22 protein-coding genes are annotated in these 16,848 nt (G+C 67.7%); 10 read left to right on the plus strand and 12 right to left on the minus strand.

Annotated elements, in window-relative coordinates:
- Positions 1-1,023 (minus strand): serine/threonine-protein kinase (locus tag FNH09_RS08245; protein ID WP_152886096.1); only part of this gene is annotated, 1,023 nt, incomplete at its 3' end.
- 324 nt (positions 1,024-1,347) lie between these two features.
- Positions 1,348-2,151: a hypothetical protein gene (locus FNH09_RS08250; protein ID WP_152886097.1), complete on the minus strand. Its 804-nt coding sequence runs from the start codon at positions 2,149-2,151 to the stop codon at positions 1,348-1,350.
- 216 nt (positions 2,152-2,367) lie between these two features.
- On the opposite strand from FNH09_RS08250, the gene FNH09_RS08255 reads away from it, so the two are divergent.
- The 3 genes from FNH09_RS08255 (at position 2,368) to FNH09_RS08265 (ending at position 4,521) form a co-directional block, all read left to right on the plus strand.
- The gene (locus tag FNH09_RS08255; protein ID WP_152886098.1) at positions 2,368-3,117 is read left to right on the plus strand and encodes a hypothetical protein; all 750 of its coding nucleotides are present in this window, start codon (positions 2,368-2,370) and stop codon (positions 3,115-3,117) included.
- A 179-nt stretch (positions 3,118-3,296) separates the two neighbouring features.
- Entirely contained in the window at positions 3,297-3,836 is a 540-nt protein-coding gene (locus tag FNH09_RS08260; RefSeq protein WP_152886099.1) for a hypothetical protein, read from the plus strand.
- A gap of 214 nt (positions 3,837-4,050) precedes the next feature.
- Positions 4,051-4,521: a hypothetical protein gene (locus FNH09_RS08265; RefSeq protein ID WP_152886100.1), complete on the plus strand. Its 471-nt coding sequence runs from the start codon at positions 4,051-4,053 to the stop codon at positions 4,519-4,521.
- A gap of 215 nt (positions 4,522-4,736) precedes the next feature.
- On the opposite strand, the gene FNH09_RS08270 is transcribed toward FNH09_RS08265, so the two are convergent.
- Entirely contained in the window at positions 4,737-5,180 is a 444-nt protein-coding gene (locus FNH09_RS08270; protein WP_152886101.1) for a hypothetical protein, read from the minus strand.
- A gap of 130 nt (positions 5,181-5,310) precedes the next feature.
- On the opposite strand from FNH09_RS08270, the gene FNH09_RS08275 reads away from it, so the two are divergent.
- Positions 5,311-5,670: a hypothetical protein gene (locus FNH09_RS08275; RefSeq protein ID WP_152886146.1), complete on the plus strand. Its 360-nt coding sequence runs from the start codon at positions 5,311-5,313 to the stop codon at positions 5,668-5,670.
- 134 nt (positions 5,671-5,804) lie between these two features.
- Entirely contained in the window at positions 5,805-6,278 is a 474-nt protein-coding gene (locus FNH09_RS08280; protein WP_162468260.1) for a hypothetical protein, read from the plus strand.
- 223 nt (positions 6,279-6,501) lie between these two features.
- Here the strand turns inward: FNH09_RS08280 and FNH09_RS08285 are convergent, their stop codons facing one another.
- Together FNH09_RS08285 and FNH09_RS08290 are read right to left on the minus strand one after the other, a co-directional pair.
- A complete protein-coding gene (locus tag FNH09_RS08285; protein WP_152886102.1) occupies positions 6,502-7,113 on the minus strand; it encodes a hypothetical protein in 612 nt (203 codons plus the stop codon).
- Between the two features lie 1,196 nt (positions 7,114-8,309).
- On the minus strand, positions 8,310-8,687 hold the full coding sequence (locus tag FNH09_RS08290; RefSeq protein ID WP_152886103.1) for a DUF6415 family natural product biosynthesis protein: 378 nt from the start codon (positions 8,685-8,687) through the stop codon (positions 8,310-8,312).
- Positions 8,688-8,873: 186 nt separating this feature from the next.
- Here FNH09_RS08290 and FNH09_RS08295 point away from each other — a divergent pair, with 186 nt between their 5' ends.
- The 3 genes from FNH09_RS08295 (at position 8,874) to FNH09_RS08305 (ending at position 11,380) form a co-directional block, all read left to right on the plus strand.
- Positions 8,874-10,055, plus strand: coding sequence for a helix-turn-helix domain-containing protein (locus FNH09_RS08295; protein ID WP_152886104.1), 1,182 nt, complete (start codon positions 8,874-8,876; stop codon positions 10,053-10,055).
- Complete coding sequence (locus FNH09_RS08300) at positions 10,033-10,479, plus strand: GNAT family N-acetyltransferase (RefSeq protein ID WP_162468261.1); 447 nt, start codon at positions 10,033-10,035, stop codon at positions 10,477-10,479. The genes FNH09_RS08295 and FNH09_RS08300 overlap by 23 nt, the downstream gene beginning before the upstream one ends.
- A gap of 235 nt (positions 10,480-10,714) precedes the next feature.
- The gene (locus FNH09_RS08305) at positions 10,715-11,380 is read left to right on the plus strand and encodes a hypothetical protein (protein ID WP_152886105.1); all 666 of its coding nucleotides are present in this window, start codon (positions 10,715-10,717) and stop codon (positions 11,378-11,380) included.
- 44 nt (positions 11,381-11,424) lie between these two features.
- Here FNH09_RS08305 and FNH09_RS08310 read toward each other — a convergent pair whose 3' ends face one another.
- The 6 genes from FNH09_RS08310 to FNH09_RS08335 form a co-directional block, all read right to left on the minus strand.
- Complete coding sequence (locus FNH09_RS08310; protein WP_152886106.1) at positions 11,425-11,976, minus strand: hypothetical protein; 552 nt, start codon at positions 11,974-11,976, stop codon at positions 11,425-11,427.
- A 72-nt stretch (positions 11,977-12,048) separates the two neighbouring features.
- Entirely contained in the window at positions 12,049-12,819 is a 771-nt protein-coding gene (locus FNH09_RS08315) for a transposase (protein WP_162468262.1), read from the minus strand.
- Between the two features lie 7 nt (positions 12,820-12,826).
- A complete protein-coding gene (locus tag FNH09_RS08320) occupies positions 12,827-13,165 on the minus strand; it encodes a hypothetical protein (protein ID WP_152886107.1) in 339 nt (112 codons plus the stop codon).
- Positions 13,166-13,372: 207 nt separating this feature from the next.
- A complete protein-coding gene (locus tag FNH09_RS08325) occupies positions 13,373-13,627 on the minus strand; it encodes a hypothetical protein (RefSeq protein ID WP_162468263.1) in 255 nt (84 codons plus the stop codon).
- Positions 13,624-13,842: a hypothetical protein gene (locus tag FNH09_RS08330; RefSeq protein ID WP_152886108.1), complete on the minus strand. Its 219-nt coding sequence runs from the start codon at positions 13,840-13,842 to the stop codon at positions 13,624-13,626. The genes FNH09_RS08325 and FNH09_RS08330 overlap by 4 nt, the downstream gene beginning before the upstream one ends.
- 2 nt (positions 13,843-13,844) lie before the next feature.
- Positions 13,845-14,258: an N-acetylmuramoyl-L-alanine amidase gene (locus FNH09_RS08335; protein ID WP_162468264.1), complete on the minus strand. Its 414-nt coding sequence runs from the start codon at positions 14,256-14,258 to the stop codon at positions 13,845-13,847.
- A gap of 79 nt (positions 14,259-14,337) precedes the next feature.
- Between FNH09_RS08335 and FNH09_RS08340 the strand changes: the two genes are divergently transcribed.
- Both FNH09_RS08340 and FNH09_RS08345 read left to right on the plus strand, forming a co-directional pair.
- Entirely contained in the window at positions 14,338-14,649 is a 312-nt protein-coding gene (locus tag FNH09_RS08340) for a hypothetical protein (protein WP_152886110.1), read from the plus strand.
- Positions 14,650-14,870: 221 nt separating this feature from the next.
- Positions 14,871-15,659: a hypothetical protein gene (locus FNH09_RS08345; protein ID WP_152886111.1), complete on the plus strand. Its 789-nt coding sequence runs from the start codon at positions 14,871-14,873 to the stop codon at positions 15,657-15,659.
- 798 nt (positions 15,660-16,457) lie between these two features.
- Here FNH09_RS08345 and FNH09_RS08350 read toward each other — a convergent pair.
- On the minus strand, positions 16,458-16,799 hold the full coding sequence (locus FNH09_RS08350; protein WP_238426542.1) for a hypothetical protein: 342 nt from the start codon (positions 16,797-16,799) through the stop codon (positions 16,458-16,460).
- Positions 16,800-16,848: the final 49 nt, after the last annotated feature.

Here is a 16,848-nt window from a genome sequence, read left to right on the forward strand (position 1 = left end):
CCATGGTGGTGCGGAGGCATCCGGGGTCCCGGGGGAGGGACGGCGGGGAGTCTCGGGCTGTGCGGGGCCCGCATTCGACGGTGTCGGAGGCAGGATGTGGGGGATGGGCGTGGAGGCGTGCTCCTGGACGAACCGGGCGACCGGGGCGGGCATCCAGCCGGGCTCGGTGAGCCCTGGCGAGGCGGTGGAGGCTCGGCTGTCCTCGTCCGCGCCGTCCGTGCTGGTGAGTTGGTCGAGAAGCTGGGCCACGGTGGGGCGCCGCCCGGGCTGTTTGTCCAGGCAGGCGGCCACCACCTCGCGCAGTTCGGGCGGGATGGCCTCCAGGTCGGGCGGTTCGTGGACGACGCGGTAGTGCAGGGCGTGCGGTGTGCCGGTGCCGAACGGGCCGACCCGGGTGGCGGTGCAGGCCAGCAGTACGCCGAGAGAGAAGACGTCGCTGGCCGGCCCGACCGGCTGCCCGGTGATCTGTTCGGGAGACATGAAGCCGGGGGTGCCGATCGTCATGCCGGTGTGGGTCAGCACGCTGGCCTCGCTGGCCGCCGAGATCCCGAAGTCGATGACACGGGGGCCGTCGGCGGCCAGCAGCACGTTGGACGGTTTGAGATCGCGGTGGACGATGCCGGCTGCATGGATCGCTTCCAGGGCCTCGGCCAGCCCCGCGCCCAAAGCGAAGATCGGCCGGGCCGGCCAAGGACCATGCCTGGCGATCGCCTCCCCCAACGGGATGCCGGGGACGTAGACGGTGGCCAGCCAGGGCGGCGAGCCATCCGCGTCGGCGTCCACCACGCCGGCGGTGAAGGCCCCGTTGACCCGCCGGGCCGCGGCCACCTCGCGGGCGAAACGGCGCCGGAAGTCACCGTCCTCGGCCAGCTCGTGGCGGACCGTCTTCACCGCGACCGCACGCCCGCCGGGCGAGCGCGCCAAGTACACCTGGCCCATTCCCCCGGCACCGAGTCGTGCCACGATCCGGTAGCGCCCCACCTGCCGCGGGTCCTCCGGCTCCAGGGCTTTGAACGTTGCCATCCCAGATCCCCCTGTGCCCTGCTCTACGGCCCCAGACTGTGCCCGTAGATGGCGCATCATTCCCGACATTCCCCCTCATGTTCAATCCAGCATGCAGGCAGACGGCTTGAGAGGTCCCCCGCTTCCCGAAACAGGAAGGGCGCCCCACGAGGGACGCCCCTACGAGCTGGTTCACCGCCCACTCGTTGTCGTGCTCGTCGATCGCGTCGAGAGACTGCCCGATCTGTTGGCCGGCCCGCGCCTGGCTGGGCTGAGACGCCCGGATGGGCCCCTTCCGAGTGCGTACTGCACGGGAGTGCGAGGGACACGACGAGTGTGGAACGCTCAGGCTGTCCGGTCGACCACTCCCGGCGTACCGGCTCGGCTGCGGTGCCGGTGTCGTGTCCGGTGTCGGGCCCGACGCTGCAACAGGCGGGTCAGCCACCACACCCCCGGCAGCATGGCCGCCCAAGCCGACACCATCACGAGCGGCCCTCCCCAGCAGGCTCCGAGGAGGGCCGCGGGGATTGCGCACGCGGCAGCGGCCAGCGCCCCCTTGCCCAGTGGCACCAGCGTGTCGGGCAGACCCTCCACGGCCAGACGGCGCGCTCGGAGCACTGCTCGACCGCCCGCATACATGGCGAACAGACCGAGCGACACAAGCGCCAGCACCACAGCAGTGATGATCTCCGGCGCGGAGACCGGTGTGTCGCCGGACTCCTGGGTGACATCCCCGCGACTGATCGCGGTCGCGTAGTCGCGCCACATCGTGACCCGTACCTGATCGCCGGGACGCAGCCGCTTCAACAGCGGACCGGAGCCGTACAGGTCGACCTCTTTCGGCACCGGACTCGGCCCCGCGAGGCGAACGGTGAACTGCTGCCGCTTGCCCTCATCGATGATCACTGTGCTTCGGACACTTGCCCGTATGGAGCGCAGACAGTCGGCGCGCGCGTCCAGAGCCGCTGCGGGTGTGCAGGCCTCGGCGGTGAGGTACGACCTTTCCTCGGCCAGGGATCCCGGTATCTCGCCGACCTCCACAATCGCGGCCACCAGCAGACCTGCCCCGAGCGCGAAGGCGCACGACCCCCAGGCGCGGTGCAGCCAGATACGCAGCCTCGTTCGGCGGGCCTGGCGCGGGTCGAGCATGTCGGTACACCTTTTGTCGAACCATTCACCGGGACCCCGGGCTGAGCATCGTATATGTGCAGGTGAGGACGACGAACGCTCCCAGTTGCGCCCGTGGCCGGTTGATGCGGTGACGTGATCGCGCTGTGTTCCGACGGGCGTCAGTCCCGCCGGTCGAGCGTGATGCCCGAAGGGTGTGCGCGGTCGAGTCCGGCGTCGTCTGCTTGGATACCCGGGATGACGACGAGTTCTCCTGTCCCCCGCACGGACGACGCCGGCTCCGACCGTCCGAGGGCCCTGCTGGAGCGTGCCGCCACGGGGCGGGACAGTCAGGCTTGGAGCGACCTTTGGACGGAGCTGTATCACAACGGCTCTCTGGAGGTCGCCCATCCGCTGGTGCTGCACACGCTGGCCGACATGGCGCAGGGCGACCATGCCGACACGGCAGCTTCGGCCCTCCACCTGGCCGGCGCCCTGCTCGTCCAGTCCGACCAGCGACACGAGACCCGGAACCTGCGCCACCAGTACGCACCGGAAGTCGCACGCCTGCTGGGCGCCGCGAACCGCTGGCGGCAGGTCACCGTCGACCGGAATGACTACTGCCATCTGGTCGAGGCGGTCCTGAACCTGGAGGGCGACATCCACTGGGCGGAGGACTTGATCTGGGGCATCGTCAGCGAGGAATACGAGCTCGAGTGCCCAGACCCCGACGGGTGCGCGTCGCTGTGGGTGATTATCGGAGAGCGGGGCTTCTTCAGTACAGCGGAGGACCACGCCCTCTCGGACGACGACGTCGAGACCTTCCCTCTCCATCCGGCCGAACCCGGCACCCTGGAAGGTCTCGGTCGGCGCCTTTACGACCTTGCCCGGGCCGACGGCCATGAGGAGATCGCGCGCGCCTTGACCTATGCCTTCGGCGAGGCGACCTGCCCGGAGTGTGAGCAGCGCTTCTCCGTCGTCGGGCAGGTCGTCGCCCGTTCCGGCTGAAGACCGAGTCGGGGCTGTGCGTTCTCGAACCCACGACCTCTTCGCCCCAAAGCAAATACGCGGGGCGCTCGACCTCGGGCTGGTGTGCCTCTCACTTACGCGCGGTCTGTTGACGCCGCGCTCCACACGGCGTTGGATCTTCCCTGCCCGTGCGGGTGTACGGGTAGAGAGCTGGGACGATGACCGAGGACGCCAGACCCGGGCTGATAAGGGTGGTGTACTTCCAGCAGACGTGCGCATCGATGATGGCCGGCGGCGCGGTACTGTCCGAAGGGTTGCTGCTGGTCTTGATCGGTGCGGCTCACCGGCTGGAGACCCTCCTGGTGGGAGCAGTTGCGGTGGCTCTTGTGTCCCTGCTGCTACTGCCGCTGCGCTTCCGTCTCCCCGCCCGGCTTCGCCGCACGTACGAGCATGCCGTGCGGATCGACAGCGCCGAAGAGCAACCGCACACCGGCCAGGACGCGGCGCAGCGGCTGTCGCTACGGCGCACGGCCGGATTCGTGGGCGGAGTGGTCTGTTGGATGATGCTCATCGGCCTGGCAACGCATCAGCTGATGCCGCCGCTCATGCTGGTTCCGATGGCCGTGGTCCAGTGGGCGCAGTCCCGGGCGACCGCGAAGTGGGAGCGGGTGAACGGGGCAGACCTGTGGCAGACCGTGCCCGGGCTGCTGGGCACCCGAGGCCCGGTGTTTCGTGTGCCGGCCAAGCGCGGTATCTGAAGCCACGGCCTCAGGGGCCGCCACTCCCGGCACCGCTTTAGGAGCGAGGTGGGGGGATACGTCGTGAGCTGCGGCTTCCGGGCCATGGGTGATCGCTTCGAGTTGCCTGTGACTCGCCGCTTTTCCTCGTGGTTCCCCGCTCGATCTGGCACGGTTCTGGCACGGCACGTAACTCTGTCGCCGCAGTGCGGCGTCCCGGCTGATGATTGGCCCCATGGATGTTGTCGTTCAGCGGGTGCGCACGTCGTGGACGAAGGAGTCGCGCGGCGGCCCTGGAGCTGCTCGCAGAAACGCCGCACCAACGGCCTTCTCGCTGCCCCCGAGCTTGAGTACCGCCCTTCACGAGGTCGCCATGCGGGAGTCCGACTCCTTCGAACCCCGCATGCAAGTACGGGATTTGTCGGCGCCCGGGGCGATCCTTCGCGAGGTCGATGGGCTGCTGCGCGTGGACCCGCCGGAGGTGAGCATGTTCGCCATGCCACGACGCAATCGGCGCCCGCCTGCCGTTCGCCTGGCTCCCGGCCAATGGCTGCAATGGCTGATCAACTACCGGTTCGTCGGCAGTTGTGGCGGGGCCTGGTCCTATGAACTGGAAACGTTCAACATCGTCTATGGCTTTGCGGCACCCGACGTGTTTCTGGGTGTGCCGACACGCCGTGTAGACGAGCGTCGGGCTCTGCGCTGAACTCAGCGGCGCGGAATCTCTCGTCACCCACGGGCGACCCGGGACGAGAGTCCGAGTCGTCTCTTGCCGGCAGGACCTTCTGATCCGTAGCTCTGTAGAGATCAGTCGCTGACGGTCAAACCGGCCTTTGCGCGGCCTTGGCAGGGCGCTGTTGGTTGGGGTCGGTGCTGTGGTTGCCGTACTTCGCTGCCGTACAGCAACCGCCTGGGCCATGCTCATCCATGTAGCGGCAAGCTCGCTTCGTCGTCGCTCATCGCGGTGTAGACAGTGAGGCGGGATGCGACGACATCGACCTCCGAAGGCCCTGCGATCCGGAGCCGCACCAACTCGGGGAGATCGGCAGAGCGGTCGATGAGACCGATGGCATCGTCAGGCCATGGGTGTGGCAGCCGCGGGAGGTACTCCACCGAGATCTCGTCGATGAAGGAGCTCTGGACCGCGATCGGATCTCCTGTCTCGACGTGGTGCAGATGAGTAAGCGAGATCACGACGTCTGGCTTGTGCGGACCCTCCCTGAGGAAGACATCCACACAGTCGCCGTCGTCCACGGCCCCGAACGAGACCCGTTCTACGAAGTAGCTCACGCACGGGGCAAGAATGCGGGCTGCTCTCAGGCAGCGGTTCTCGACGGCATCCTCTGCCTCGACTGCGTCACTCATGACGTGAGGCTAGGGCTCACTGCCGGCCGCGTCGACTCCGACCATCAGTGCTTCTGTAAGCGATGCGCCGGTTCGCTGCTGGGGTTGCGGTACCTGACTGCTGTACCGCAGGATCCAGACGGGGGTGACCATGGAACGGCATGTGCTGGAATCGCTGTTGGCCGGTGATGACGAGGCGTCTGTGATAGCTCTGGCCACCCTCCGCAGCGGCGCCACCTACTGGGTGGCAGACCGGGCACAACCCGCTGGCGTACATGCCGGAGTCTTCAAGGGCCGACTTCAGCGCATGCGGATGCACGGACTCGAACCTCTTGGGCTGGAACGAGCGGTGCAGCTCGTCAGTGAACATGGCCGGCCCGTGCGTACAGGGCTGATCGATGCCGCCGATCGGACATGGACCACCCTGATCTTCCTCACCGAGGACGGCAGTGCACTCGTGGCCTGTGCCGGCTGGCCGCTGCCGCTGGTTGCCAGGAAGCCACCGCTGTAGGGGTTCGATCAACCTCGCCTCAGGGGCCTCGGACGCTCGAGCGGGTCCTCTGGTTCGCCGGTGTTCCCCGCGGTTCCCCTGCGGCTGCGGTAATGCGGTCGCTGATCGTCTGAAGCGTACGTACATTCACTCCGGTGACTTACGACATCTCCTTTGTACGGGTGCGGCCGGGCCTGACGCTTCAGGAGACACTCGACCTCCTCAACGCCGACTTCGACTACGACGCCGAGCTGCCCGTGTACCGGCCCTCCGCCGGGGAGCGGGCCGAGTGGAACCGCATCCTCGATCGGGTCTCGCGGGACATAGGGTCGGTCGAGTCCGCGGAGTACCTGTACAGCCTGACCCTTGAGACGGTCGGCCCGCCGGGGCGGGTACAGCTCGACTACTGCGGAGACACAGCCAACATCGAGGTCGCATACGGGCGCTCGGGTCCGGAAGCGCTGGCACTCATGGAGCAGGCCTACCGTGTCGCTCGCATCGTCGAGGAGGAGAGCGGCCTGACCGGCCACGACTTCGAAGTGGATCAGCCCACCCGAACGGGCGATCCCGCCAAGGCGGCCGGCCGACTGAGCCGCGTCTCCGACTGGATGCAGAGCCAGTTCGGCTGACGCGGGGAAACCGCTCGGGCTCGTCGGCGTCACAAAAGTCGTCGAAGAGTGTGTGGAAGATGCGGTCCAGGTTCTCGAACGTCGACGGGTTCAGCCACACATCCCGTTGCCAGGGCGGATCGGCCGGGGCCAGGACGGCACACCGACAGCATGCACACCGTGGGGTTTCGACAGCAGGCCCCGGATCGGAATAGCGCGGGCCGCCCGCAACCTCGGCGGGCATTCACTCCCATTCGGCCGGCTTCGGCACGTTGTGTTCAGAAAACAGGCCGCTGGCTCGCATCGCCTCGGCGGCTCGCGGGTCCATCAGGAGGGCGAGTCCGTCGTTCCCCCCTGTGGTGTGGAGGGTGTGAACGCGCAGCGGGCTCCGCCCGGCGGCGGCGAGCAGTCGGTTGACAACGGCCAGGGGACGGACAGTCGCCAATGCCCAGGAATCCCCGTGCTCCCGGTCCTCGGGTCTCAGCACCACGTAGCGGGTTCCGTTGATCGAGACCGTGTAGTCGTCGGTGTCCCGGATCGTCTCCACCTCCAGGACCACGCCGCAGCGTGCCAGGGCCGGGGCCAGCGTCCGAAGGAATTCCTCGACCCCGCCCTCGGCCAGTTCCTCCCCGTCCGCCCAGAACACGATCTGCTCGAGGAGAAGGCCGAGGCGCAGCGGATAGCTGCCGGCCGCGACGTCGGCCATCGCGGATCCGCGCTGCTCGGCCGGCAGGTGGTCCCACAACCCGTAGTGGTTCAGGGCTTCGGCCAGTACGCGATGTCGCTCACCCCGCGACGAATCGTCGCCCGAGTCCTTGGGCCTAAATCGTCCGGCCGTTTCGCCTTCAGACGTCATGGGCCGACGGTACCGCGATGATCCGACATGCAACGGCCCCTGGCCGTCTCTGTGTTGGGTCCGAACCCGGTATGTGGCTGAGGGCCGCCATCCGCAGTGCGGGTGGCGGCCCTCAGGGGTTGGTCGCGGCGAGTGCCTGCCGGACTGTGCCGGTCAGGTGTTCGCCGCGACCGGCCTGGCCCCCGCTCTCCGACCAGAGAGGGGCCTGGAGTCGGTCGACGTTCAGGCGGCCGGGGCCGGGAAGATCGGGTACTCCACGCCGGAGGGCGCGTGGTCCGAGTCGCGTGTGGTGATCACGGCGCGACCAGGGGAATGGCACCTTTCAGCGTCTTTCACGGGTATTCACGACCTTTCGCGATGCACCCCCTCAGGCCCCCCTCAGCGACGGGAACTCCCTCGGGCCCCCTCGGGGGCCCGTCGAAGAGACGTGGAGGGAGGCATCTGGCAGGCGGATGTGGTGGGAAAATGACGTACCCCCGCGCCGTCTGCTGGCGCGGGGGCCGTCTCCCGCAGGCTGGCGCGCTTCCCAACGGCTCGCCTGGCGGGAGTTCTCCGGTGCGTAGTAACCGCGTTCTGTCTGCATCTCGTCTAACGGTTGCCGATGTAGAGAGTCACTCACTCGTTCTAGCGAACGCGCGTTCGATATTGGCGTACTGCATCTAGCCCTGCGGCATATGACCGATGGCCGCGGGGCTGCACTCCCAGGTGGCAGGCGACGGGCCACCGTTGCTGATCGACTATGCCTCGGAGGCCTCCCTCTTTGTCGATCATGATCGAAAGAGGCGGAATGCGGTTCGCGGGCATTCGATCAAGATCGCTTCGGTGTGGGGCGAGTGCAAGACCTGCCCGACGACGACACCTGGCTCCCTGAGCGGCGTCAGGCCATCGGCGATCGCATCCGCCAGGAGCGTCGCAGCCAGAGCCTCGCCCAGGACCAGGTCTGGCAGGCCGCAAGCGTCGCTCGCCGACTTCGTCTGCTGAGCGGCCGCCCCGCGACGGGGTGCAGGGGTCGGCCGCTCCCAGTGCCGATGCCGATCCCGCCGACATCGGGGTCCTACTCCTGGTGGGGTGCCCGGCGTTCCCTCATCAGCCGCCGCAGCGACAGCCCCGTCGAACACTGGGACGCGTTGTCCACCCTCGTGGGTGGAGGCGCCTCCACACGGCTGAAGCGGCGCCCCCATCCAGCAAATGGGGGCTCACGCGTCTGCGCTAGTGAGGTCCTCGTAGTGGTGACACAAGACGCTCACGCACCGTGCGAGCTTCCGCGCCCGGGACTGCCGGAGCGCCACCGTCCCACCGTCCCCAATGCGCAGCTTCCTCCTGGCCTCGTCGACGGCCGCCGCGACCAGCACCCTCCGGGTGTCACCCTTCGGCACCCTGGGGATCAGCGCCGCACACGCAGGGATGAGCTCGCAGATACTGCCCCGGAACAACTCCGTGAGCGTCTCCCAGCCATCGTCCGGCACCTGGTCGCTCAGGGCATAAGCGGCCCTCTCACGCATCGTCGCGATGTCCGGGAGATCATGTCCCGCACGCCCTGCCGCGTCCTCCACGGCGGCGCTACCGTGCTCCATGTCGACTCCTCGCAGTCGTCCACGCCCCGGGCCGTGTGCCGCGGCCGCGGGGGTCATCCAGGCTCAATCCGCTGACGTACCAGCGGGCTCACCACTAGCGTTTCCTGTACCGGCCATCCGGCATAGCACCCAGGTGTCTGCAGGCGTCCGCAACTGTGCGGACAGAGCGGACAGCCAGGAGACCCGATGCACGAGACCTTCGCCCAGGCGCTCCGCCGACTCCGCGGCCCCCTCTCCCTCCGCGACGTGGCGCAGCTCGCGAGCTGCGGCAAGAGCACCATCGCCGACCTGGAGAACGAACGCCGCCACCCCTCCCCCGAGCTCGCCGCCACCCTCGACAGGGCACTCCACGCCGACGGTGAGCTCGCCGCACTGGCCGACTCAGGCACCAGCGTCATGGAACAAGTGGACGCCCTCCAGGCCGGACTGACGGAGTGCCTGGCGTCCGGGCCCATGACGGACGCAGGCCTCGGCGAGTGGGAGTTCACCGTCGCCCGCCACGGCAGAGCCACCCGCTACCGGCCGGAAGCCGACCACTTACCCGACCTGGCCGCCGACTTCGGCGACCTCCGCCTGGCCCTCACGCACCGGCACTCCCCGGCAGCGCACCGGCGGTTGACGATCGCGGCCGCACAGATGTCGGGCCTGATGGCCCTCACCCTGCTGAAGCTGGGCGACGACCGGGCGCGGTCCTGGTGGCGGACCGGCCGGACCGCGGCCGCCGCAGCCGACGACCGGGCGACCCTCTCCTGGATGTACGCGCAAGAGGCCTACCAGCTCTACTACGGAGGCGACGCACGCGGAGCCGTCGAGCTCGCGGTCCGCGCCCGGCACCTGGCGGGCGCCTTACCCTGCGTCGGGCCCGCCCTCGCGGCGCCCCTGGAGGCCCGCGCGCACGCGCAGCTCGGCGCGCACACGGCCGCGGCCGACGCGCTCACGGCAGCCGAGACCGCGCTCCGCCGGCTCCCAGACGAGAGTCGAGCCGCGTCCGCCTTCGGCTACTCCGAGTCGCAGCTACGCTTCCACGCCGGGAACGCCTGGACCCACCTCGGCGACACGACCGCGGCCGCCGCCGAGCACGCCCGCGCCCTGGAGCTCTACCCCACGACCGACCGCATGGACATCGCCCTCGTCCGTCTCGACCAGGCCATGTGCACGGCACTCGACGGCGACCCGGGCGCGGCCGCGGCCCTCGCCGCACAGACCATCACCGCCCTCCCGCCCGAGCACAGGTCCGTGCTGATCACCTACCGCGCCCGCCAGGTCGCACGTAGGGTGCCCGAGACACGTGAACTGCGGGTACTGCGTGAGCTCTTGGCGCTGCCCGCCGGTGAGAGGGGCGAGAGTGCGGATCAGCGAGGCGACTGAGGCGGACGCGGGCGAGATCGCGATGCTGCTCGGCGAGGTCGAGGCGTACTACGGCGGCCCCGACACCGCGGCGCCCGTCGACCAGGTGCGCGCCGCGCTGTTCGGTGGACGCGCCGTCGCGACTGTCCTCCTCGCCCGCGACGACGACCAGGCCCTCCTCGGCTTCGCCTCCTACAGCTTCCACTGGCCGGCCGCCGGAGCCGACACCTCGATCTACCTGAAGGAGCTGTTCGTCCGCGAGACTGCGCGCCGCCGCGGTGTCGCCGGAGCCCTGATGGACGCGGTCGTCGAGGTCGGCCGGCGCACTGGGTGCTCACGGCTGGAGTGGACCGCCGACGCCGACAACCCCCCGGCGCTCGCCTTCTACGAGGCGCGCGGCGCGGAGGAGAACCCGGGCAAGGTGGCCTACCGACAGCCGCTCTAGGTGTGCCATCTCATGCGGTTGGCGACAGGGAACCACGACCCGCGCGGTCGCGGTCCTCTTCGGGCAGGACCGTGAAGACGCCGGATCCTGGAGGGTCCTCCACTGATGCTCTGCGCATGCGAACTTCCCATTGATGGTTGGGCCACTTCGTGCTGCCGTCCCAAGAGATCCCCGAGAGGTCGACCGCATAAAGGTCCACGGTGCGGAGGTCGGCGCCAACGAAGTTGCTTGCCGCGTGCGTCAGGTTGCCCTGAGGTTCGGTGAAGTCACCGACGTTGTTGCGGTCGAGTCCGACGGCGAGGGCGGAGGCGCGGACAAGGGCGACGCGGAGGACGTCGGCCTTGCCGCGGACTTCGTCAAGGTGGCGTTCGCGTGCGATGTCGATGGTGGCGGCGAGTGCGCCGGCGAGGTGGAGGGCAGGGTGAAGCACGTCGGCTCGGCTGGTGACGAGGTTCGCATCGAGCTCACGGTAGAGGTCGATGATGAGGCCGCGGGAAGGGTCCAAGCTGACGTCAGATACGACCGCCCGGCGGACACGGGCGAGGTCGCGGGCAATGGCACGGGTGAGTTCGCGGCCAAGGTCGCGCAGGAAGTCAAGGGTCAGATCGAGGCCGTCGAAGCCGCGTGGGAGGGAGCGGCGGAAGGCGATGTGTTCGGCGGCAGCGTCCAGAAATTCTTCGATCTTGAGGAGATCGCCGCGATACTGGAGCCGCTCTTGAGGAGGGGCGGCCTTCCAGCCAGCCGTCTCCATAACCAGCCTCTCCATTGCGTTTTCGGCGTCGGGCGTTGCATGAGGCCTAGGAACATCCAGGACTGGAACGGAAGGAGACGCCGCGCTGCCACCCCGCGTATGCAGGCCAGAAGCCTTCAGGGGAGGCCGGAAGCCGGGAGAACGACGTGAGAACACGGCCAAAACGCGGCCCGCGAAGGAATCGGCAGCAACCATCACGCTGTACCTCCTCCACCTGTCAGTTCCTGCTCTCCGGCGACGCCAGGGGCTGGCGATGGATTCCCGCTGATATGACTACCCGTCGGGACCCCCGGCGGACCACCGTTCGGCTGAGCGGGGCCAGGTATGGGGGCCTGTGATGGCTGTTGCGCCGCCTCGACTACGCCGCCCAGAGCAGCCCGGCCCACGTTCTTAACCATCAGCGGCACCAGTGTGGTGGCCTGCTGGACAGCGGACAGCGCGCCCAGCCCGATGAGAAAGGAAACGAGCGCATTCGTGCTCTGCGGATAGCTTGCTGCCACAACGCCAGTCAGGGCACTACTGACGAACAACCGCAGCACCCCGGCGACGCAGTACGCCTTCCAACCGGGGGCGGGGAGGTGCTCCTCGCCGGGTCGCACATCACCTCTGCGCTGGGGCGGATCAATGGTGTCCGACTGGACGTTCCACGGCATCTGACGGTGCCACTTGACGGCCTTGATGATGTCGACAGCTTCCATGGAGGCGCCGCCGGCCGCTCCCACCATCGCCGCCATGAACCAATCCATGGTCCGAGGCTAAGGGCTGTCCCGCAATGATTGTCGAGCTGAGTCAGCCAGCTCGGCGTCGGGCCCCTCGGGTCATCCAGCGAGGGTCATGTTGTGGAGGTGGGCGATGCCAAGGATGGCCTGGTGAACGCCATCACCCTTCAGTCGGCAGTCGCGGAGGATCTTCCAGGTCTTCATGCGGGCGAAGGTGTGCTCGACCCGGGCACGGACCTTGCGGTGGGAGGCGTTGTGCTCCTCTTTCCAGGCCGGGAGTTCGGCCTGGCCGGGTTCGCGGCGGTGTGGAATGACCAAGCCAGTGCCTCGGTAGCCGCCGTCCGCGATCACCGTGGTCTTGCCGACGGCGGCCTTGGCGCCGGATAGCTCCCATGCCTTGCAGTCGTTGCGGTTGCCGGGCACTGGCCGGCCAACGGAGACGACGAGCCGGGTGTCGGCGTCGATGACGACCTGGTGGTTGGTCGAATACCTGTAGTTCTTGGACTGCTCGGCGACCGCATGGTCACGAGTGGGGACCAGCGTGCCGTCGACAATCAGCACGGCGTCCTTGCGGAACCGCTTGCGCGGCTGCAGGGCGAGTGACGGACCGAGGTGGTCGATGATGCGGTCAGCGGCCGACTTCGAGATCCCGAAGAGCGGGGCAAGCTGCCGCAGCGTCAGGTTCGTCCGCCAGTACGCGGCAACCAGCAGCACTCGGTCCTCCAACGGCAGACTCCATGGCCGACCTCTGCGAATAGGGTCTACGCCCTCGCGTCGTAACGCGGTGATCAGCTTGCCGAATTGCCGTGGGCTCAGCCCGCTGAACGGGGTTATCCAGGAAGGCTCCGACGCCGTGATCACACCAGTCACTGCGTGATCATTCCACCGCTTCAGGTTCTCCTTGCTCGAACGCGATACGGCAGCGGTCAACCTGCTCGGCTACCTGCTCCATGAACCAGCGCATGATCTCGTAGGGGATGACGTGCTCGTCGTGGCCGTGGATGTGGACGGTCGGCTCCAGGCCCGGATCCTCGTCGGGTATCACCGCCACCAGGAAGGCAGCTCCAGGCAGGTGTGTCTCGGCGTTGGGAATCTCAGCCCACGCGGCCGGTGCCGGGACAGCCTCGCTCAGCTCCACACACCAGGCATCGTCCGGCAACGCGTAGTGGAACTGGACGGCGTAGTGACGGCCTGCATGAACACGCAACTCGGGCATGTCCGCAGGCTGCCACAGCTGCCGTGTCGGAGTCTCGCGAGTATCCCGCCCAGCACCCGGTTCACGACCCAGCCAGCTTTTGCGGGACAGCCCTTAGAAAGGAATCACCCAGCAGTGAAGCAATTCGGCGGAATGGATGTGCCGAGACGCCACATCTAGGGTATGACGAAAGGCCTCCTCTCGCCCGCAGGCGAGAGGGGGCAAAGGTCAGCGGCCGGAGGCCTGCCACAACGTCACCGCGAGTGCGCCCACAGCGGTCAGAGCAGTGACGGCCTGGACCGGCCACCGGTTCCGCTCGATCGCGTCCAGACGCTGCTCATGGTCGGCGAGCTGCCGGTCGGTCTGGTCGTTGCGCTGGACCAGCAGCGCGAGCGCCCCGTCGACACGGGCAAAGCCAGCTTCGACGGTCCCGCGTAGCCGCTCCAGCTCAACGGCGACCGCAGTCGACTCCGGGGGCGTCACCGGCTCGTCTGCGTGTCAGTGCGCAGCCACCCAGGGAGCAGCGCCTGGACGCCGGGCAGAGCCATGACCCGGGCGAGCCCGCCAGCCACGGCCAGGGCGCCCGCCACCCACGGCAGCGACTCGGGGACGCCGGACGCCGCCACGATCTGGGGCAGCATCACAGCCACACCCACCGTGGTCTGGAGGACGGTGCGCTTCGTCGATTCCTGAGCCATGATCAGGTTCCCTTCTTCTCCAGCGCGGTGACGCGCTTCTCCACGGCGGTGAGCCGCTCGGCGACGTCCTTGCGGAACTGGCCCGGCGTGAACTCGAAGCGGGCCCTGGTGCCATAGCCCTCGACGGGTCCGGCCGGGTCCGGCTTGCCCTCCACCGACGTCTTCCGGTGGCAGGCGACCAACTCTGCGAACCAGCCGTACTCGCGGCAGATCGCCGTGTTGATCCGCACCCAGGCGTCGTACTGGGCACGGCTGTACGTGTCCTTGCCGTCGCCGAGATTCTCGGCCTCGATGCCGTACGAGCAGTCGTTGCCGTCGACCGTCCCGGACGCCTTCGACGGCGCCAGGTGCGTGCCAGCCTCGCCCAGGAAACGAGGAGTAAGCGTTCGCCGCCATCGGCCTGGCCTAGCCCGCACACCCCTCACTCGTCGCCGCAGCCCAGCGCCACATTGCCTACCACCCGCGCGGCTACGACACCGACGGAGGGCAGCCACAGTGACCCGCGTCGACCGCGTCCTCGTCCTGCTCTACGCCCTCCACGCGCTCTGGTCCGCATGGTGCGCCACTCAGCAGTACCTGTACGGCAACACCCCCGCCGCCCTGATTTTCCTGCTGCTGTCCCTCCTGCCGCTCGCCGCGATCGTTGCGCAGAACGATCTCGCCGACGCTCGCGACGCGCCCCGCTACTACGAGGCCCGCGAAGCACGGAGCCGCAGCAGCCAACAACAGGGCGCCCCGGCCACCGAGGATCAGGCCCGCCGGGACCGGCCGACGCGCCGCACCGGCGAAGGGACTGAAGCGAAGTGACTGACAAGCCGACCGCCCGCCTAGCAGTCAGCCGCAGAGGGCGTCGGAAGGTTGAAGGTTCATTGTTGTGGGCCCGCTGCCCATAAAGGGAAGCGGGCTTTCCCTTTTCGGTCCTGAGTCGGTCTCGGCTCGACATCTGCCTGATTTCTTTCGGTACTTGGCCGAATAATCACCAGTCACCCTCTGACCTTGCTCAATTCACGTGCTTCCTAGTCCTGTGCATGATGAGCTTCGGAACGTTGCTCGCCGCCCGGAGGGTGGCGCACATACTTGGGGGAGCCATGAAGAGTAGGTCCAGCGTCAGCGCCATCGCCGGTCTTGCAGGTCTGATCATGTTGACAACTGCGGTACCGGCCTTCGCTGACGGCACAGATCCGGAAAGCGGTGTTGTTGCACCGGCCGAGGTCGCCGACGGTGCGGCTGTCGAGCCCGGCAGTGTCACCGACGCTCCTGCCGCCGACGCTGTCAGCGGCGAAGACGGTACGGGGGAGTTGAGCGAGGACGCCGCCCTTCCGGGCCAAGCGGACGTGGTGGAGGAGCCCGTATTCAACGGCAAGCCCAGCGGCGGTGATCTGTACCCCGACGCAGTGAGGTGTGAGAACGCACAGATTGTCAAAATCACCTCGAACTTGGCGAACACCATGGCCGTCAAAGACTCGACGTTCGTGAAGAATGACAGGTCTTCCTCTATCGACTTCAAGTTCACTTCCAAGAAGTCAGGCACCACGACTTTCGGCGGTTCCATCACGTTCAGTGGTGAAGGAAAGATCCTGTGGCTCGGCAAGATCAAGACCGAGGTCAATGCGAACGCCAGCAAGAGCTGGACTTCCGAACTCGGCGTTGAGGTGGGCGGCAAGGTCAAGGCCCACTCAACAGTCTACGGCGACTACGGCATCATGAAAGAGAACGTGTACGGGTACTCCTACAAGACCTACAGCAACTGCACGGTCAGCGATAAGACTTACGCTAAGGTCTGGGCGCCGTACCGAGAGGGCTGGGTCATCAAGTAACAGACGTCTCACGAACTAACAGGTACTTCACGCTCGCGCGCCTCGGTCGGTCCAACTGGCTGAGGCGCGCACGTCTGTAGCCAAGGAGAAACCGTATGCGTGCAGTCGCGCCCGTGCCGGTCATTCTGCTTCTTCTGCTTCTGTCGGCATGCTCCGCACAGGACGAAGGCAGTACTCATCCCGCCACCTCCGCATCCGCGGCAGCCAAAGCACCCTCGGCACCCGCTTCCCCGAAGAGCCCCCGGGACTCTCTCGCTCTCCCACAGAAGCCCAGCTTCCTCGTTCCTGTCACTGAGGGAAGCCGCAGCGAAGACCTGCCGGCTTTCAAGCCAACCGAAGGCGTCTACAGCATTCACGCCCTGTGCACCGGAAAAGGCACTGTGACTATCCACTATGGCCCTCACGATGAAGATCCCAGCAAGGTCAAATGCGGCACCCCGGTGACCGTGGGCCGTGTCTACACCGATCGCGGAAAGCCACAGAACCTCTCCATGCAAGTTGACGGGTCCAACATCCATTGGGCCGTAGCTGTTGTGGCGGGAACCCAAGCCATGTAACCCCCGAACCGATCGGCGAGCCCCGCTTACCAGGTGCGGCGCTCGCCGGACAGGGGCGATGCGGTCGCCATGGCCATGTACGCCGAGTACCTGGCCGCGTCCAAGCTGCACGCCTCCGTAGCAGGAGGGCGGATGTGAGGCGCTAGCGAGTAGGGCGTGTAGGCCTGCGCCGCCCGGGCACTGCACCGGCACTTCCGCCAGCGCCTGCCTGCCCCCCGCTCGGAGGCCGCGCCCCACCTCGCTACAGGACGGGCGGCAACTGGGGCGGCTGCGGCTGCTGTGGCTGCTGCACCTGGATGACGGCATTGGTGGCGAGCCGCCCCGCCAGTGAGACAGCGCGCATGTCCTCCGGGCCGCTCTGCCTCAAGACGAAGACCCTCGCGAGAGCCAGCAGGCTGGGACCGCACAGGAGCGCGGACAGCCACCCGTTCTCAGGAGCCACGTACACGCCGGCCCCGAGCATGGCCAGCGCGACGACCGCCCCCGTGATCAGCTCCACGGTCTGCCGACGGTCCGCCCGCGCCCGCAGTCGGTCCTCGTGCTGCCGTTGCTCCGCCTCGTGTTGCATCGCAAGGCTCTGCATGTGCTCTCGGTGCTCTCGGCGAAGCTGCGGCTCCAAACCGCGCAGTGCG

The organism is Streptomyces adustus (genome assembly GCF_009377175.1).
Classification (GTDB): Bacteria; Actinomycetota; Actinomycetes; order Streptomycetales; family Streptomycetaceae; genus Streptomyces; species Streptomyces adustus.